The 17421-nt window shown below is 68.8% G+C and carries 14 protein-coding genes; 5 read left to right on the top strand and 9 right to left on the bottom strand.

Going from position 1 to position 17421, the window contains the following annotated elements; translation table 11 throughout:
* Positions 1–40: 40 nt before the first annotated feature.
* Both WME96_RS43895 and WME96_RS43890 read right to left on the bottom strand, forming a co-directional pair.
* Positions 41–1012, bottom strand: a complete 972-nt coding sequence (locus tag WME96_RS43895; protein WP_437287490.1) for a hypothetical protein — start codon at positions 1010–1012, stop codon at positions 41–43.
* A 191-nt stretch (positions 1013–1203) separates the two neighbouring features.
* Positions 1204–2553 (bottom strand): CotH kinase family protein, encoded by a 1350-nt coding sequence (locus tag WME96_RS43890; protein WP_437287489.1) that lies wholly within the window; start codon positions 2551–2553, stop codon positions 1204–1206.
* A gap of 665 nt (positions 2554–3218) precedes the next feature.
* Here WME96_RS43890 and WME96_RS43885 point away from each other — a divergent pair.
* Positions 3219–3503 carry a hypothetical protein gene (locus WME96_RS43885; RefSeq protein WP_437287488.1) on the top strand — a complete coding sequence of 95 codons (285 nt, stop codon included), beginning with the start codon at positions 3219–3221 and terminating at the stop codon, positions 3501–3503.
* 379 nt (positions 3504–3882) lie between these two features.
* Here WME96_RS43885 and WME96_RS43880 read toward each other — a convergent pair whose 3' ends face one another.
* From WME96_RS43880 to WME96_RS43860, 5 genes are all read right to left on the bottom strand, one after another.
* Positions 3883–5916 carry a hypothetical protein gene (locus WME96_RS43880; protein WP_437287487.1) on the bottom strand — a complete coding sequence of 678 codons (2034 nt, stop codon included), beginning with the start codon at positions 5914–5916 and terminating at the stop codon, positions 3883–3885.
* An 823-nt stretch (positions 5917–6739) separates the two neighbouring features.
* A complete protein-coding gene (locus WME96_RS43875) occupies positions 6740–7696 on the bottom strand; it encodes a FecR domain-containing protein (protein WP_437287486.1) in 957 nt (318 codons plus the stop codon).
* A 240-nt stretch (positions 7697–7936) separates the two neighbouring features.
* The gene (locus tag WME96_RS43870; RefSeq protein WP_437287485.1) at positions 7937–8458 is read right to left on the bottom strand and encodes an HNH endonuclease; all 522 of its coding nucleotides are present in this window, start codon (positions 8456–8458) and stop codon (positions 7937–7939) included.
* Positions 8459–8812 (bottom strand): hypothetical protein, encoded by a 354-nt coding sequence (locus WME96_RS43865; RefSeq protein ID WP_437287484.1) that lies wholly within the window; start codon positions 8810–8812, stop codon positions 8459–8461.
* A 158-nt stretch (positions 8813–8970) separates the two neighbouring features.
* Positions 8971–9999, bottom strand: a complete 1029-nt coding sequence (locus tag WME96_RS43860; protein ID WP_437287483.1) for a Rieske 2Fe-2S domain-containing protein — start codon at positions 9997–9999, stop codon at positions 8971–8973.
* A 70-nt stretch (positions 10000–10069) separates the two neighbouring features.
* Between WME96_RS43860 and WME96_RS43855 the strand changes: the two genes are divergently transcribed.
* Complete coding sequence (locus WME96_RS43855; protein WP_437287482.1) at positions 10070–10768, top strand: hypothetical protein; 699 nt, start codon at positions 10070–10072, stop codon at positions 10766–10768.
* Between the two features lie 186 nt (positions 10769–10954).
* Entirely contained in the window at positions 10955–11824 is an 870-nt protein-coding gene (locus WME96_RS43850) for a formate/nitrite transporter family protein (protein WP_437287481.1), read from the top strand.
* 28 nt (positions 11825–11852) lie between these two features.
* Here the strand turns inward: WME96_RS43850 and WME96_RS43845 are convergent, their stop codons facing one another.
* On the bottom strand, positions 11853–13466 hold the full coding sequence (locus WME96_RS43845; RefSeq protein WP_437287480.1) for a spherulation-specific family 4 protein: 1614 nt from the start codon (positions 13464–13466) through the stop codon (positions 11853–11855).
* Between the two features lie 463 nt (positions 13467–13929).
* Between WME96_RS43845 and WME96_RS43840 the strand changes: the two genes are divergently transcribed.
* The gene (locus tag WME96_RS43840; protein ID WP_437287479.1) at positions 13930–14625 is read left to right on the top strand and encodes a hypothetical protein; all 696 of its coding nucleotides are present in this window, start codon (positions 13930–13932) and stop codon (positions 14623–14625) included.
* Positions 14626–14711: 86 nt separating this feature from the next.
* Here the strand turns inward: WME96_RS43840 and WME96_RS43835 are convergent, their stop codons facing one another.
* Entirely contained in the window at positions 14712–15590 is an 879-nt protein-coding gene (locus WME96_RS43835; RefSeq protein WP_437287478.1) for a PAS domain-containing protein, read from the bottom strand.
* Positions 15591–15885: 295 nt separating this feature from the next.
* On the opposite strand from WME96_RS43835, the gene WME96_RS43830 reads away from it, so the two are divergent.
* On the top strand, positions 15886–17154 hold the full coding sequence (locus WME96_RS43830) for a glycoside hydrolase family 11 protein (RefSeq protein WP_437292422.1): 1269 nt from the start codon (positions 15886–15888) through the stop codon (positions 17152–17154).
* The last annotated feature ends 267 nt before the right edge of the window (positions 17155–17421 follow it).

Raw genomic sequence — 17421 nt, 5'->3', positions numbered from 1 at the left:
GGAAGGGCGCACGTCAGCAGCATTGGCGGTGGGCATCGCTTCAGTTCGGGACCGGCACGAACTCCGTGCATGCATCCCGGATCGCCGTGAGGGCGTTCGCGAGGCCGTCCTCGAGGCGTCCTTCGCACAGGTCCCAGAAGAAGCCGCGCTCGTCGGCGGTGAACGTGTCTGCGATCGCCTGCAGGGTGTTGGCCTGCTCCGCGCTCCCGTAGGCCCCCTCGCAGGCGCTCCGCCCGCCGATGCCGAGGAACACGACGTTCCTGGCGTCACCCTTCGCCGCGACGATCCGATCGTGCAGCGCTTGCGGCGGCTGCGACGGCACGGGCTGCTCGTCCTCGTCGGTGATCGCCACCACCACCAGCAAGGCGTCCTGGCGGAGGAAGCCCGCGTTGTCGCCGGTCGAGAACGGCGCCTCCAGCGAGGCGGCGATCGCGGACGCCGGCTGTTCGTCGTCGTCCTCGCCGCTGCACTGGGCGTCGCCCGAGTAGATATCTGCGGCGCACCCGAACTCGCCCGTGATGTTGGAGCTCGAGCTATCCATCCACGGCTCTCCGCTCTGGAACGAGCAGTCTTCGGTGGAGGCGCCGCGTGTATGGAAATTCGCGGGAAGGGGGCAGGCGTCCAGCACGGCCGCGCGGAAGTCCGTGAGGCCCTCGATGTCGAGCAGCGCCTGCGCGAAGGCCGGGAACACGATTTCACTCAGCGACTCCTTCTCTTCGTGCATGCTCCTGGAGTTGTCGACCGCGAACACGACATCGATGTGCTCGCACCCCGTGCTGCCCTCGCCGTGGCTTCCTGTCCCGCCGTTCGCTCCGCCGACGTCGGCGCCGAGGATGCCGCCTCCCTGCCCACCGAAGGTATCCCCGCCCTGCCCCGAGGCTCCCCCGCCGGTGAATCCGCCGCCCGAGGCGCCAGGCAAGCCGATGTCCTGGCCGGTCCCCGAGTCCCCGCCGCACCCGGCGAGACCCATCATCCCTGCGCAGAGCGCCGCGCACCATGCTCTGAGATCCATGCTGTACTCCTTCTCCTTCGGGCACCGTGCCAATCCCGTTCGTAGCACGGCTCGATAAGCATCGATTCTCGAATACTCATGACAGAACGCGCGGCGCACCGGCTCCGGCGGCTCGCAAGGCCTGCCAGGTCGGCGGGCGCGCACCGAACTGCGCAGCGCTGGGGTGGGGGGAAAGCTGCGTGACCCCGCGCTCACTTGAGCTGTTGCTGTAGCTCCGGGAGGCGCTTTTGCCACCAGGCGCTCAGGGTGGAAACCGCGTCGGCGGCGCCGTCGGCGAGGGCGGGGTCGGCGTCGATGGCCGCAGCGGCGACGCTGAGGACGCGGTCGAGCTCGGCCTCCACGAAGGACGCTGTGATCTTCTCGTCGAGGATTTGCTGGACGATGGCGAGGTAGTCCGCCTCCCAGTGGCTGAAGAACGCATCGGTGAAGGCGGTGGTGCCGCCGGGCACGCTGTCGTTGATGATGTCCACCGAAGCCGACATGGTGGTGTCGAGATCCCAGGGTATGTAGGTGCGCTTCCCGTCGATGGAATCGTAATGGTAGTAGTTGTTGTCCTTGTAGAGCAGGCCGTCCGTGTTGCCGATGATGGCGTTGACGGCGCCCAGGCGATGCATCTGCGGGATGTCGGCGCGCGTCGGTAGCAGCTCGGCCAGCGTGGCGTCGTCAGGGCTGGCACAGCCGCCCTTCTGCAGGAAGCAGTACCAGGCCTCGTGCGGATTCTCGACGCCGTCGTTTTCGTGCGTCTTCAAGCCGTCGCCGTCGCCGCCGGACTTCTTGTAGAGCCAGCCGCCGTTTTCGCCCAGCCGATCCTGAAGGAAACGTTTGTCGACCTGTTCGACATGCACGTACACCATCGCCGGGCCGCCGTTGATGCTGATCTTGGCCAGCGCGCTGCGGCTGGCCATGACGCCCGCTGCGCGCATGAAGCGCCAGCCGAGATACTCCGCGATCACGTCGCGCGGCGTGGCATCGTCCTGATTGGAGCCGGAGCTCGTGCCGTTGTCGAACCCCAGCTTCTTCAAGCCGTGGAAGGATTGTCCGGCGACCATCGAATCCAGCTCGACCTTGAGGCCCACCTTCGTGGCGCCTCCCGAGCGCTTGCGCTCGATGGCGACTTGCATGGGCGCACCGCCGTTGCAGCTGAATTCCCCGGGGAGGGAGAGCGAGAACGTGGTGTCGGCGAGGATGGCGGCGTAATCGTCGGGCGCCATCGTGATGGCGTACTCCAGCACCTGATCGGGGTTGAACACGCCGGAGCAGCCGGTGTCCGTGTCCAGCGAGGATGTGCCGCCGCCACCGACGCCCGTGCCGCCACCGACGCCCGTGCCGGCGCCGTCGCCCGTACCGGCGCCGTCGCCCGTGCCGGCGCCGTCGCCCGTGCCGGCGCCGTCGCCGCCGCTGCCGGCACCGCTGTCGCCGCCGCCACCGATGCTCGTGCCGGCACCGCTGCCGCCGCTGTCGGCATCACTGCCGCTGCTGCCGCAACCGACCATGGCGAGGCTCGACGCCGCCATCATGATGAAGCCAAGGAATCGATCCATTCCATATCTCCTTCGAATACACTTCCCGATGTTGCTGTGGCGGGCGTCGGTCATCGTCACACCGCGGATGCTGCTGGTGCATGGCTGGGGAGGGGCGGCGCGTCCCGGTCGACCCCAAGGGACCGCCTCCGCCCCGGGACGGCTCACAGGAGCGAACCGAGACCATCCGTGAGCCGTCTCGGACCTCTGCCGGTCCTTTGTTTGACGGAGAGCTGTGCCCACCCGCATCGAAGCCGCCCCGCAGCGCCGCGCCGCGGCCCGGGGCGGCCGCTCGTCGCGAATGAGGTGGGAGTGTGAAGCGCGGCGTCGAGGCGCTGATGGCGGGGTCCAAGGAGGCTGTAACGATGTCGGACAGAAGCCATCGCAAACCGTCGGATGAGGATCCAGCGTGGCGTAGACAACATTACACAGCCGAGTGAGCTCATGTGCGGGGCATCAGTCCAGGTCTCTTGATCGTGGCCTTGGGCGTACCTGTACAATTCGCGTGGAGGGCGATAGCGAGGGGTGGGCGCTACGCGAATTTTTGAGCGTCATTGGGATCATCCGTGGGCATCAGATACTCGATTGGCATCGCTACACATTCCAGTCTGCCCGTGCTAGCGACTGTTCTGCCGATGCCTGGATTGAACCGGGTCGGCGTTGATAAACTTGAGAGGAAAGTAGCCATGATCATCAAAGAGACGATCCAAGGAATGCTGGACGGCTTGCCGGCCCCCATTCCGAGCTTGCTTAACCATGACCAAGCGGCGCTCGTGCAGAGCTGCCTGATCTCGCTCAAGGACTTGGCCCAGCAACGGCGTTGGAGAATGATAATGAGACTGACGTCGGCGACCACGACCGCTGGCCACAGGACCATGCTGGAGTACATCGAATCCAGCGATGACCTTGACTGCATGGCCTCCGCGGCACATGATCTGCAGGTGTACAAGGACGCGCTCATGATCGGCTGATCGCTCGCCGCGAGCCGCCCCTCCGTCGCCACACGAGGATGCTCAATCCGAGCAGCGTCATGGCTTCGCACGGGGATTCGAGCTCGTCCCGGCTCGGCGAAACCGCCAATGTGCCGGCGGATGCGCGGGGAGCGACGACGCCGCGAATCGGTTGCCGTCGGGCGCCGCGATCGACGGGCCCCCGCCGCCCATCAGCGGCGGCACGCTGCTGATCGCGCAGGGCCGTGCTCTAGCTCCAAGCGGCAGCATGTGGAGCGCACCCGCCGGGGACCGGCGGCAAAGAAACGAGGGCTGTCATGAGGTGCCGTGCACAGGTGCTGTTTCAGGTGGGCGCGTGGGCGTGGGTCCGCCCTCGCCGCGCTCCCTGCTGTCGTGGCGCTCACTCGCTCGCCTTGCGGACGCGGGCGAGCTCCTCGAGGATCGAGAACCCCTCCACGCGAAAGGCGGCGCAGGCCGGATCGGTGACCGGACGAGCCACGTCCCCCACCACGCATCGAAACTCGTCGCAGGCGCCGCCCGTGCACGCGAAACGACCGTCTCTTGCCTGCGCGAAGGCGCCGTCGTCGGGCGTGCCCAGGGTGACCACCAGGGTGCCATCGGGGGCGAAGACATCGATCGTGTCGTGATCGCGCCCGAACATGAAAAAGCGACCCTCGGGATCGGCGCCGAAGTCCGGGTACCACCCCAGGGCGGCGAAGGAGTCGTAGCGCGGTGAGGCGCCGCCTTCGGGGATGGTCACCATGGTGACGGAGGCCCGCTTGGTCAGCGGCAGCTTTCCCTCGATCCAGAACCGGCGCTCTTTCTCCACCCAGCCCATGGGCAAGTCCAGGGGGGCCGCCGTATCCCAGTCCGGCGCTGGGAAGCTTCGCAGGATCTTTCCCGTGGAGAGCTCGATCTCGTCGAAGGAATTGTTGTACCTGATGCTCTGCAGGCCCAGGTGCATCGTGAAGGCCGTCTTGCGATCGCTCGACATCACCAGCCCGCGGTAGTCCGTCTCGCCCTTGTCGCTGCAGCGGCCCGGCGGCTCGGCGCCGCGCCCGCAGCTCCGCAGGAGCATTTGGCCCGTCCGCGCGTCGATCCACTGCAGCCCCGCCTTCCCGCCGGCGATCAGGACCCGCGGGCGCCCCGCGTCCTCGAACGAGACGAAGTCAGGCGTGAACTGTGAGACGGCGGAGATCCGTTGCCAGGTGATTCCCTTGTCCGGCTGGCGCTTGCCCAGCACGAGGCGGTACTTGCTACCGTCGAGCCCCTCGTAGTGAAACCCCAGGATGGCATCTTCTCGGTGGCTCAGGACATAGGGCGGCGCCGGTGGCGTCGAATCGAGCACGAAGCCGGTCTCCTCCAGACGAAAGAGGCGCTTGTCCGCTTGCGCATACAGATCCGAGCCCGATCCGGAGAGCAGCACGCGCTCTCTCTCCATGCCGGGCGGCGCGGGCAGCGGCCCGGGGAGACCCACGCGGTCGACATCCAGGACGTGCGCCCTGGGCAGCTCGTCCCACTCCAGGCCGCGCTGGGTCAAAGAGCTCCAGACGATCCGGCGTCCCCCGCCGAGCCACCTGAACCCGCTATGCCGCAGGCTCCGGCTGTTCAGGTGCGCCTCCGCTTCCTTCGAATCCTGCTGCAACTGGCAGGCGCTCGCGTGCTTGATCAGGTTGAAACGGCCGTAGAGGGAGGCGTTTTTCTCGAGGGAGCTCTGCTCGTCGATCAGGATCGTGGGCCTCTCCTCCGAGCCGCCCTCTGCGAAGCGAGCGCACGACGCATTCACCCACCCGGCGCGGCGCCCCCGGTCATCGAAGATCAGGAAATAGGGAGAGCTGTTCGAATGGGCAGCGACGAGGGCGAAGCGCCGCCCTGCCGACACCTGTTGAAATTCACCTCTCCACGAGAATGAGAAGTCGGTATACGAGAGCGTCTCCGTGGGCCCGAGCGCTCCCGTGCGCTCGTCGAGCGCGGCGACGTAGCATCGGGTGTCCCAGGAGGGAGCGCCCACCTTGATGCAGCGGGTCGCGTACAGGCCGTGTGGCCCCAGCACCACCACATCGCTGTCCCCATAGGTACCGATCATCGGCAGGGCCGGGAGCGTGCGCGACCAGCGCCGGGTGCGCGTGGCCAGGTTCCACCGCTCCACGACCTGGGTGTACGGAGGGTGCTCGATGCGCCCTTCCCAGGTGGAGGTGGCGACCGAGAAGATCGCAATGGCGTCGGCGCCGTCGGGGGTGAGAACGATGCTCCGCGGGAGGAGGTTGTTGATGGGGAGCGAGGCGATGGCCGAAAAGCGCCCTTGATCGGCGGACTCCGCCGACTCCTGGCGGCCGAAGAGGGTCAGGTAGTTTTCGTCGCTCCACCACACCTTCCGCTCCGGCAACGCCAGCAGGAATACTACGGTCCCCCTCGGTTGAAACACGACGCTCACCGGGGGCGCGGCCGGTGGGGCCGGAGCGGTCACGGGAGCGCTGGGCCTCGCCGGCGGGCGGACGCTGCTGCAGCCGATGGCAAGAGCGCCGGCGAAGAGGCCAACCCACGGCCGAGCGCCGCGAGCAAGAGAGGATCTCATGCGACTCTAAACCATGGGGCCGCCGCGCCGGTCAAGCGTGCCCCCCAGCCTGATCCCTGCTGAAACGCGGCCCGTCGCCGACCGGCACGGGTACCTGGCGGCGAGCAGCGACCCGAACGCGAACACCGCGAGCCCGAGGCCGCCGACGAGGCAGAGCAGCCACAGCAGACCGGAGCGGCCGCTCATCGCGCTGAAACAGTGGTTGGTTCGAGTAGAACCGGGCTCCGATTGGCTTGACCTATCGATTCCCACCGGGATGCTCGAGGCCGCATATGGGGTTTCGTACCCTCTCGATGCGCAGACGGATCCCTGGCTCGTGCGAATGCAGCGTCTCCTCGCGACGATTGGTGCGCGCATCTTCGAGGTGGAGCCCTTCCAGCCAGGTCTCCTGAGGGAAGGCGTGCTTCGCGACGCCCTGACCCGCGGGCGCTCTTCAATCCGCGCCTCCATCGCTGGAGCGATCACGTCACGTGGAGCGTCGAGCCACCAGGGTAGAGGGCGTGACGCCGGCGGGTAGAGCAACGGTCATCGCGCTGAGCAAGGTCCGGCCAACCTCCAGCATGAGGTACCGCAACGGCGCAGCACACGGCCCTCGCGCTCGAGAACGAGCGGCACCGACCGCGAACCACGCACTGGCGTGCCGTCCGGCCGAGCCGGCTCACGTCATGAAACGCATGACACGCTAATGGTTCCGTGCGGACAGCGAGGCGTCCGCCGGGGCCTCGGGCGGGTCGCGCGGGGCGCTCGACGCGCCCGCCGCGGCCTCGTTGCGGGCGGGCTGGTCCCGATCGGCCGCTTGCGGCTCGGCCCCTCGCGGCGGCGCCTGCGCGTCGCCCGCCGGCGGCGCCACCCCGGGCTCCGCGCCGCGGGACGACCACGTCTCGCCCCGGCCGACGAAGCGCTCGACCGCGCCGTGGCGCACGGCGACCCGCCCCTCCACCACCGAGACGCGGGTCTCTGCAGGCTCGCCCGCCGGGCCGACCAGCCGCTCGACCGAGAAGCGCGTGCCGTGGACCGTGATGGTGGTGTCCGGGGTGCGGACCGACAGCGTCATGCCCGCCGCGAGCGGCGGCACCGCGACCGAGACCCGGCCGCGCTCCAGGGCGACGACGTCGTCGGAGCGGTCCTGCCCTGCGCCCGTCGACGTGAACCTCACGCGGGTCGAAGGCCCGACCTCGATCGTCGCGCCCGTCGCCAGCGACGCGCTCGCCGTCGCCTGCTCGCCGGTCCGCAGCTCGTCCTCGCTCGCGAGCGGCACCAAGGCGAGCGACGGCGGCGAGCGCGTCGCGCCGCCGGAGGCAATCTCGACCGAGCCCTGGAGGGCGGTCACCCGCGCGGCCGCGGGGGCCGGAGGGCGCGCCCGAAGCACGACAACCTCGCTGAGGACGACCGCGGCCAGCACCGCGGCGAGCGCGGTCGCGGGGCCTCGGAGAGGCGGCCGTCGGGCGGCGCGGGCACCCCGCTCCGCGGCCTCGGCGGCGCGCTGATCGATGCGGGAGGCGACGCGCCGCTGGAGGTGCATCTCCTGCGCCCAGGACAGGGGCGGCACCGGCTGCGCCAGCAGCGCCTGCAGGAGCGCCGCCACCTCGAGTGTCGGGGCCGTGCTCGCCGCGGCGGGGTGAACGCCGCCGTGCTTCATCGCAGCTCCTGCGGTCGAGCGGCGTCGGGAGGATCTCCTCGTCGGTAGCCGGCGCGGGTTGTTCGGCGCCGGGGGCGGAGAGGAGCCGGAGCCGGGGGCTCGCTGGTCGAGGCACGCTCGACGGTGTCCATGCACCCTCCTGTAGCCGGTCGGCCTGAAACCAGGCCGGCCGGCGTGTCATTCGGGCGCTTCTTCGTCGAGCGCCGCGAAGCCACCCGCGGAGGAAGGTCTTCCTGGCGTTCAGCGCTCGCTTCCACCAAGCAAAGCGGCCACGGCTGCCCGAAGACGCGTGATCTCGCCTTGGAGCACCTCGTTTTCCCGCCGCAGGCGCGCCTCCGCCTCCCGTGAACGCGAGAGCTCGGATCTCTGCGCCTGAAGGACGTGGAGCAAATGGCGCCTCTCGACGAGCTGCGGGCGGTTGAGGTGCAGTCGCTGGATGTGAAACCAGCCACGAGGCGTGAGCCCGATCAGCCGACCGTGGACCGTCTCCTCGACGTGCGCGCCGAGATCGTCACGCTGAGGGCGAAGGAGCCGCAAGCTCTCAGGTGCATCGTGTGCGGGCGCATAGTCGCCCTTGAACCGGTTGCATGCGGTGCAAGCGTAGACGAGGTTCTCGATGTCATCGGACCCACCCGCTGCCAGCGGGTGGAAGTGATCAATCTCCAGCTCGCCCCCCACGGACGTTTCGGAAACGCCGCAGTAACCACATTGGCCACCGAAGGCGACCCGGACGATGGCGCGCGCTTCCGTCGAAACGGCCATTCACGCAGCGTGCAGCGGGCCGCCGGCGATGCGGGCAAATCCGTCGAGGATGGAGGCGCGGCGCCGGTCGAACTCCTCGAGGAACCTGCGCGTGTCGGCCACGAGGGCCTGTTGCTGGGCCATGAGCTGGGCGAGCTGTTCGTTCTCGCTCTCGACCCGAGCCAGCTCGGCCGCCACGTCTTCGGCCTCGGCACGCAGCCGAGCCATTTCCGGGGCAAGCAGCGCCGCCTCCTCCGCCTCGATCCGCGCCATGAGCGCCGCTAGCTCCGCCTGCTCGGGTTCCGTCAGCGTGCCGGAGAGCTCCTTGCCACGGAGACGGTCGAGCTTGCTCTGGTCATCCTTGGTCCAGCTCATGACAGCCACCCTAGCCATACCAGGCTGGGAGCACCGGGGCAACGGCCGGCCTCTCCTACCTTGTATGAGAGCATCGTCAAAGCCCTGAAGCTGCCCGTCGCAGAGCGCGCACGTCTCGCAGAGACGCTTCTGGCAAGCCTGGATGGGCGGGAGGCTGCTCATCCAGCCGTGAATCCGCCCGCCTCCGGGAGCGGGCCGCGGGCCATGGGCAGGGCGCGGCGACCCGAAGGCTCCTCCTCCATACCGCTCGAGGTGCCCTTCAGCTCCGCGAAGTAGCGCTTGCGGAAGATCAGCGTGGGGGCGTCGGTGCGGACCGAGCGCTCCTCGCCAGCCGGGGGGATCTCGACCGGGAAAGAGGACTCGACGATGGCGCGATCCTCGCCGGCGATGCGCGCGTTCATGCGGTGGAAGAAGAAGTCGAAGAGAGGGCTCGTCAGGAAATCGCGGGCCATCGTCATGAGCATGCGGGTGCGCTGACCATCGATGGGGACGCAGGCGACGAGCATCATCAGGCGCTTGTTCGGGATCGGGATGTGCAGGTTCATCTGGTTGGGCCAGCGGAAATCGAGCGAGCCGGCCTCGGGCTTGCCGTCGATGCGAACGTGGGTGCGCGCGCCCCAGGGGCGCTCTTCCCATGCGATGTCCATTCGCGCGTTGCTGCGGCCTGCCATGCTCTTGCCGATGGTCCTGCGGTGGACGAAGGGCAGGTGGGGCCAGTCGAGCATGTTCTCCATGGCGCGGGTCCAGTGGGTGGCCCACTCGATCTGGAAGCCGGAGATGCGGACGCCCGGACTCAAGAGCGCCTCGTGCGCTTCGGGCTCGGTCGCGGGACGGTCGACCGGCGCGGTGTAGACCCAGATCTGGCCGGCGAGCTCGCGCGCCGGGAAGGCGACGCCGCGGAGGGTCGAGAGCTTCGCGTCGGGGTTCCACGGGACGTGGCAGACCTGGCCGGATGCCTCGATCTGCCAGCCGTGGAAGGGGCACTCGAGGCACCCGTCCTTCACGCGGCCGAGCGAGAGGGCGACGCCGCGGTGAGGGCAGCGGTCGAGGAGCGCCGACGGCTTGCCCTCCCTGTCGCGCAGGAGGACGAGCGGGGTGCCGGCCACCCGCACGGCGAGGGGCCGGTCCGCACGGAGGTCGGCCGCCAGCGCAACCGGGGTCCAGACGTTCGCGAAGTCCTCGAACATGGGGCACCTCGTTTATTATCACGACTATGATATTATATTTTTCGAAGTCAAGCGGGCAGAATGGAGGGCGATGGGCAGGCGGGCCGGGGCGCGGAACCAGGACTACGAGGCGACGCGGGAGGTGATCGCGCGCAAGGTGCTCGGGGCGGTGGTGCGGCGCGGGGCGCAGGCGAGCCTGCACGAGCTCGCGCGCGAGGCGGAGGTCTCGATCCCGACGATCAAGCACTACTTCGGCGATCGATCGGGCGCGGTGGCCGAGGCGCTGCGGACGGTGCGCACGAGCGCGGCGCAGTACATCGCGACGGTGGCGGAGCCCGGCGAGCTCGGCCTGCGGGAGTCGCTGATCGGGCTCGGGTCGAGCCTCGCGGCGGCGTGGGTGCCGACGGGGGTCGGGCAGCTCTTCTCGTCCGGGATGGCGGCGGGGCTCTTCGACGCGGTCGCCGGCCCCGGCTACCTGGACGGGGTGCTCGAGCCGACGGTGCGCGCGATGGAGGAGCGCCTGCGCGTGCACGCGCGCCGCGGCGAGGCGCGCCTCGATCCCGAGGACGAGCTCTCGGTGCGCACGGCCGCGCTCGCGTTCCTGTCGCCGCTCCTCGTGGCGCTCATCCACCAGCACGGGCTCTCGGGCACCACCTGCCGGCCGCTGCCGATGCAGCCGTTCCTCGAGAAGCTGGTGGACGGCTTCGTGGCGGCCTACGGGCAGAGCGAGGGGCGGCCTCAGGCCTCGACTCTCGATAAATCGAAGTTCGATCGTCGACGGAAACAATGACGAAACCCAGCCTCGTCTACATTCCACGGCACGTCGTGAGAGCTCGATCGCTCCGGCACACGCCGATGCGATCCGTTCGCGCTGCCGCCCAGGCCGCGCCGGTCAGCGCGGCGCGGCCTGCAGGGGCGGGCGCGCCAAGATCGAGTCCTCTCGCCGGTCACGTCTTCACGGAGGAATGCGAAGCTTATGTCCTATCTGGCGCCGACAGAATTTGTCACCAAGATGGTCGACGCGGGCGAGTCCAAGGTCCTCATGTCGACCCGGGACACGTTGATCCGAGCCTACATGGCCGGCGCGCTGCTCGCGCTCGCGGCCGTCTTCGCGGTGATGGTCACCCAGCAGACGGGCTACCCGATCATCGGCGCGATGCTGTTCCCGGTCGGCTTCTGCATGCTGTACCTGCTGGGCTTCGATCTGCTCACGGGTGTGTTCGTGCTGTCGCCGCTGGCGCTGATCGATCGCCGCAAGGGCGTCACCCTGGGCGGCGTCCTGCGCAACTGGGGCCTTGTCTTCGCGGGCAACTTCGCCGGCGCCGTCACCGTCGCCGTGATGATGGCGATCGTCTTCACCTTCGGCTTCTCCACGGAGCCGAACGCCATCGGCAAGGCCATCTCCGGCATCGGCGAGGCGCGCACGCTCGGCTACAAGGAGTATGGCGCCGCCGGCATGCTGACGCTCTTCGTGCGCGGCGTGCTCTGCAACTGGATGGTCTCGACCGGCGTGGTCGGCGCGATGATCTCCAACACCGTCGGCGGCAAGGTGACGGCGATGTGGATGCCCATCATGCTGTTCTTCGCGATGACGTTCGAGCACTCCGTGGTGAACATGTTCCTGTTCCCCTCGGCCATGCTCATGGGCGGCAACTTCTCGGTCATGGACTACATCGTGTGGAACGAGATCCCGACCGTCGTCGGCAACATGCTCGGCGGCATCACCTTCACGGGCCTCACCCTGTACGCCACCCACCTCAAGACCGCCCCCAAGCTCGTCCCCGCCGCCAGGGAGCGCGAGCTCCCCGCCAAGCCGCTCCGCGCCACCACCACCTCCGCCGCCTGACGCGCCCGCAAGTAAGCGGCACGCCCCGTCAGCAGCCCGTGCTCAGCGGGACCGTGAGCGTCTCGCTGTAGGCGTCGGGCGAGCCGCCCTGGAACACCACCACCTGCGTGGTGGCCGCCCCGGTGAACGCGCTGGTCGGCACCTCCCAGACAACCACATCGTCCGTCGTCGAGAGCAGCGGCGAGACCCCGCTCACCAGGACCCACGCCCAGCCGGGCCCTGTGTGCCGGTAAAGCCAGCCGTTCTCGATCATGTAATCGACACCGGCGGGCTGCCCCGGCGGGAGGTCGTACCCGGTGGACGTGTCGTTGTCGCTGTTGATGAACACGCGACGATAAGCGAACGGATCCACGTACGTGGCCTGGTATCTCGCCACCGAGTCGCTCAGGCACGAGGACGGGCTCAGGATCGGCGCCGCGGCCGCCGCAGGCGTGGCCACGGACAGCGGGCAGCTGAGGTCGCTCGCGTTGCCCGCCGCGTCCCAGGCCTTGACCTGGAATGTGTAGCTCGTGGACGGCAGCAGGCCGGCCACCGTCATCTCGTTGTCGTACGTCGTCCCGATCGAGACACCGTCCTGGAACACCTCATAGCCGGCCGTCGCGACGTCATCCCAGGGGTTGTTCCAGGTCACTGTCACGCGCGCCGTCGAGGTGCCTGACGCGGCCGTCGCGTCGAGGCCGTCCGGCGGATCGGGCGCCAGGGTGTCGTCGACGCCGGCCGCCTCGACCAGCTCGGCGTCCCAGTACGGCGGGAGGGTATCCCAGGGAACGCCGACCACGGCGCCGGCAGCGTCGACGACGATCCGGTCGTCGGTGGCGTACACGAAGCCGGCGTTCTGCTGCTTGCTGCGGGCGACGACCGCGGCCATCGCCGCCTCGTCCGGCACGTCGTAGATGAGGTGCCAGAACTTGTCGGGGCTCGTGCTCTCGAGCTGCCACCCAGCCGTCGGGAAGTCGTCGCGCATGTACGCGGCGTAGCTGCCCTCGAACGTGACGATGGTGTCGGCGATATCCTCGTAACACGACGCCACCGGGATGCCGGGATTGAGGATGAGGTACGCCCCGGGGTAGTTGTTGCTGATGTAGTCGCTGACGGCCGCGTACAGGTCCACGTAGAGGTCCGGGGCGCCCTCGGTGCCGCACGCAGCGACGACCTGGTCCAGGAAGATGCCGTCGACGCCGTACGCGCCGTAGAGCGCGTACCAGTCGTCGATGTCCTGCTGGATCTGCGCCGTCCAGTCGGCGACCGAGCTGCCGCCGCCGCCCGGGCCGTCCGGCCTGGTGGCGTGCGGCGCCACCGGCGGGAAGCCGAAGCCGTAATAGCCGCTGTCCACGTACACGAGGGCCAGGGCGCCCGCGTCGTGGATCTCTTCGATCGCCGCGGCCCATGCCTGGTTGAACGGCGCCTCTGGCTTCGACGCGCTCCCGTTGATGACGACGATGTCGCTCGTCGGGACATTCTGCGCGAGCCGCGCGAACATCTCGGCTCCACCTGCGGTGTCCGGCCCCCAGTAGGCCGGTATCGCCGTGCGCTGGTGAGTCGCCTCGTTCGGCGCGGCCGCTGCTGGCGCCGGCGCCAGCAGCGCCGCTCCGGCGAGCCCGGCCACGGCCGCGCCCAGGGGCGTCCTGTACTTCCAGGTCATATCAACCCTCTCGAATAGAAGAAAGCGGACGGAGGATCATCACAGAGCTCCCGGAGCTTCGCCAGGGAGTGATCCAGCGATACGTATGCCTGGAGGCTAACGGCGAAACCCGCTGGGTCAAGCGCTCGACGAGGGAGACCCTTGCTCGCGCCGCGATCGCGAGCGGCCGAGAGCCGTGTTTTCGCCCGAGAAGAGGGCGCCCGCAGGTTGTATTTTGAAATAGTGTAAAGCCGCGATCAGGGACGAGCAGGAGCGACCCCTCCGGCCAATCGAGCACGAGACGTTCAGCCGTCGGCGATCGCGAGCCCGTCGCGCTCCGGGCATCGCGTCGACGGCATGTGGGGCAGGATGGTACTGGACCGCCGGAAGGGCGCTTGGACGCGCTCCCCTCCTACCCTCTACCTTCTATCCGCGACAGCGTTCGGCGCGCGCTCGAGGGCCGACCGGCGCTAAGGTCGCGATCATGACGTCCACCGTGACCCGCAACACTGGCTCTACCATCAAGTACGTCGTCATCATGGCGGTGCTCGCCGGCCTCTCGGTCCTCTGTTTCTACGCGATGATCGACCGCTCCGGTCTGCTGTGGCTGCTCTGCCTCGCCGGCGGCCTCGGGTTCGCGGTGTTCGCGTTCGGGGCGCTCCTTGTCGCGAGGGACCAGGCCGGCACCGCGACGTGCCCGCGCTGCCAGGCGACGCTCGCGGAGATCGAGCTCAACCACACCGAAGACCCGGCGTTCTGCGACAAGTGCCAGGCCGCGTACCTCGTCGACAAGCGCGTCCTCACCTTGCTCGCCGACGACTACGTCCACCCGAAGCCGGGCTTTCCGGCGCCGGTGACGAGCGAGGCGATCAACTGGCCGCAAGGCTGCTGCGTGTGTGCGAGGCCGGCGACTCGCGGCATCGAGGCGAAGGCGCACGACGGCCAGACCGGGACCAACGTGGCCGTCGCCGCGGCCGGGCTCGCGCTCGGGGGCATCGCGGTGCGCACCGGCGGCGGCACGAGCTACACGCTGCGCATCCCGCACTGCGCCGAGCACGACGACGGCGCGACGCTCGAGATCAAGAGCGGCAACGAGCCGCCGCTGCAGATCCTCTTTCGCTCGTACGCCTACCAGCGCCGCTTCCTTCAGCTGAACCCGAAGCCGACGAAGGCCGCGTAGATCCGCTTCAGCCCTTCACCTTCGCGCACGTACGCCCGAGCGGCTGGGCCCGTGGCCGCCGGCCGGGCGCGGCCGGGCCCGCTACATCACCGCTCCCGGGGGGTGGCCGCCTTGCGCGCTGCGACGATCCGGTAGGACAGGCGGCCGAGCGCATACTCGAGCCCGCGCTCGAGGCTGCCGCGCGTCGTGATGCGGCCGAGGTCGACGTCGAGCCCGACCAGGGTCTGCGCCGCGGCGGGCCCCATGCCGACGAGCACGCTCTCGCAGCCGAGCAATGCCGCGGCTTGCACGGTGCGCAGCAGGGCCTCGGCGGCCATGGTGTCGATGAGCGGGACGCCCGTCACGTCGATGATCACGAAGCGCGCGGAGGCGGCGCTTATCGCGGCGAGGACGCTCTCGGTGACCTGCGCGGCCCGCTCCTGGTTCAGCGCGCCGACGAGCGGCAGGAGCAAGACGCCCTGCCAGATGCGCACGACCGGCACCGCGAGCTTTTCGAGCAGCGAGCGCTGCGCCTCGATGATCCCGAGCTGCGCGCGATTCTCCGCCTCGAGCCGCTCGGCCGCGACGAGCTTGCCCTTCATGTTCGTGATGTCCGTGATGACGCCGCAGAGCCCGACCACCTGCCCGGCGTCGTCGCGCATCGGGTACTTGCGTGTCCACATCGTCCGCTCGACGCGGTCGCCGCCGGTGACCACCTCCTGGTTCTCGTCGGGCTCGCCCGTGTTCACGACGAGATCGTCGTGCTCCCAGAAGACATCGACCTGCTCGGCGGGCCAGAACCCCCTGTCGTCCTTGCCGACGAGCGCCTCCCGCGGGTGCCCGATGAGCTTGCAATACCCCTCGTTGACGGCGAGCCAGCGATGCTCCCGGTTCTTGACAAAGATGGGATCGGGCAGGGTGTCAATGATGCGCTGGAGCAGCTCGACGCGGTGCCAGGTGAAGGGATCGACGGGGAGACTGGTCATTGCAACTCGCATACCCACACAGAAAACTTATGCTCCGATCGTATCAAGGAACGCCCTCCGGCTCAAGGGCAGCTCCAGCCGCCAGGCAACTTCGGCTTCGCGCTCACCGGGCTCGTCAGGGCGCTGACGCCGAGCGGGTCTCGCGCGCGGACCACGTGGGTGATAGGCCCTACGTTATTGCGCGGCGTCGTCGGCGTGACCCTCCATCACGATTGCGGTCGCCACCGTCCCGGTGACGTCGTTGCAGCCCTCGGCCGAGCAGCCACATCGAACGCCCGTGAGCGACGCGCCGGCCATGAACACGTCCGGGGACACACGCAGATATCTGGAGCGCCAGCTTCCGAGATCCCCTACGACCCGTGGCGCCGATAGGCGAGGAGGCAACGCGCCAAGGCGCGCGGGAACCTTTGCCCCCACTCGGCAGTGTCGGGCGCGACGCGGTGAAGCGGACGTTCGCGCGGCTCTGGAAACTTCTGTCCGATGCGGCAACCCGGCGACGAGCCCTCCTTCCAGCGGTTCGCCTCGCTTGATCAAGACGAGCATGCTCTGGCATGCTCCAACCATGATGGTTCTCGTTCCGTCTCGTTGGTCGCTGGGTCCCCTCGCCGCTTGCCTGGCTGCCGCGGCCTTCACGGGCTGTGCCGACTCCGGGGAGGCGAAGGACGCAAGCGGGAGCGGCGGCTCGATCGCAGGATCGACCGGCGAGAGCGGAAGCGGTGGTCAACCGGGCGTCGGGGGCGCGGGCGCTGCCCCCGCCACCGGAAGCGTCACGGGGAGCGGCAGCGCGAGCAGCGGCGGTGGGTCCCCTGACGAGGGCGGAGCGACGGGTGGAGGTGGCTCGACCGGCGACGGCGGCGGGGGCGGGGGCGCGGGCGGCGCCGCGAACACCTGCCCGCCAGCGACACCCCTGACCGGAGGCAGGGAGTATTGCTCGAACAGCCGAGGCAATGCGGGCAACGGTTACGGGTATGAGCTCTGGGCGGAAGGAAGCGGGTCGGGCTGCATGACGGTGCACGGCGTCGGCGCCACCTTCAGCGCGGAGTGGAACAACGTCGAGGATTTCCTTGCGCGCGTCGGGCTCGACTTCAACCAGACCCGGAAGCACGCCCAGATTGGCACCTTCTCGGCGGAGTTCGCGCATACCAAGACGGAGGAGGGCGGCGGCTTGACGTACATCGGCATCTACGGCTGGACCGTCAACCCGCTGCGCGAGTTCTACATCCTCGACGACTGGGGGAGCGCAAAGCCGGGAGGTTTCTCTTCCGACGGGACGCCGCGCGACGAGGTGGGCACGCTCACCGCCGACGGCGAGACCTATGACGTGTGGAAGAAAACCCGCGTGAACAAGCCGGCCATCACGGGTCCGAGTGAGACGTTCGATCAGTATTTCAGCATCCGGCGGACAGCTCGCACGTGCGGCACCATCTCCGTCTCCGAACACTTCACCAAGTGGGAAGGGCTCGGCCTCAGCCTGGGGAACCTGCACGAGGTCAAGCTGTTGATCGAGGCGCAGTCCAACAGCGGGACAATCAAGTTCACGACGGCGAACGTCGTCGTGAAGTGAGCGAAGGCGCGCAGGCACCTCCAGCTCGGAATGGCCAGAGCGAGCCTGCGCCCATGCCGTGATGGCCTCTGGCCTCGCGCGCGCGAGGGGTGATTCCATATCTCTCGGACCAGCGCATCGCCGCGAAGCAGCGCAGGAGTCCGGCCACGCACATCCTCGATCGCTTCCTCGCCGGCGACCGGGCCGCAGGTTCTCGCGTTTCCTGCTCCTCCAGCCGATGCGAGCACCGGCGCCGTGCGAATGCCGCCGAGAGCTTGACCCAAGGAA

The sequence above is a fragment of the Sorangium sp. So ce406 genome, assembly GCF_051474675.1.
Lineage (GTDB): Bacteria > Myxococcota_A > Polyangia > Polyangiales > Polyangiaceae > Sorangium > Sorangium cellulosum_G.
Note: the sequence above shows the minus strand (reverse complement) of the source record. Positions and strands in the feature narration are given on the sequence as shown.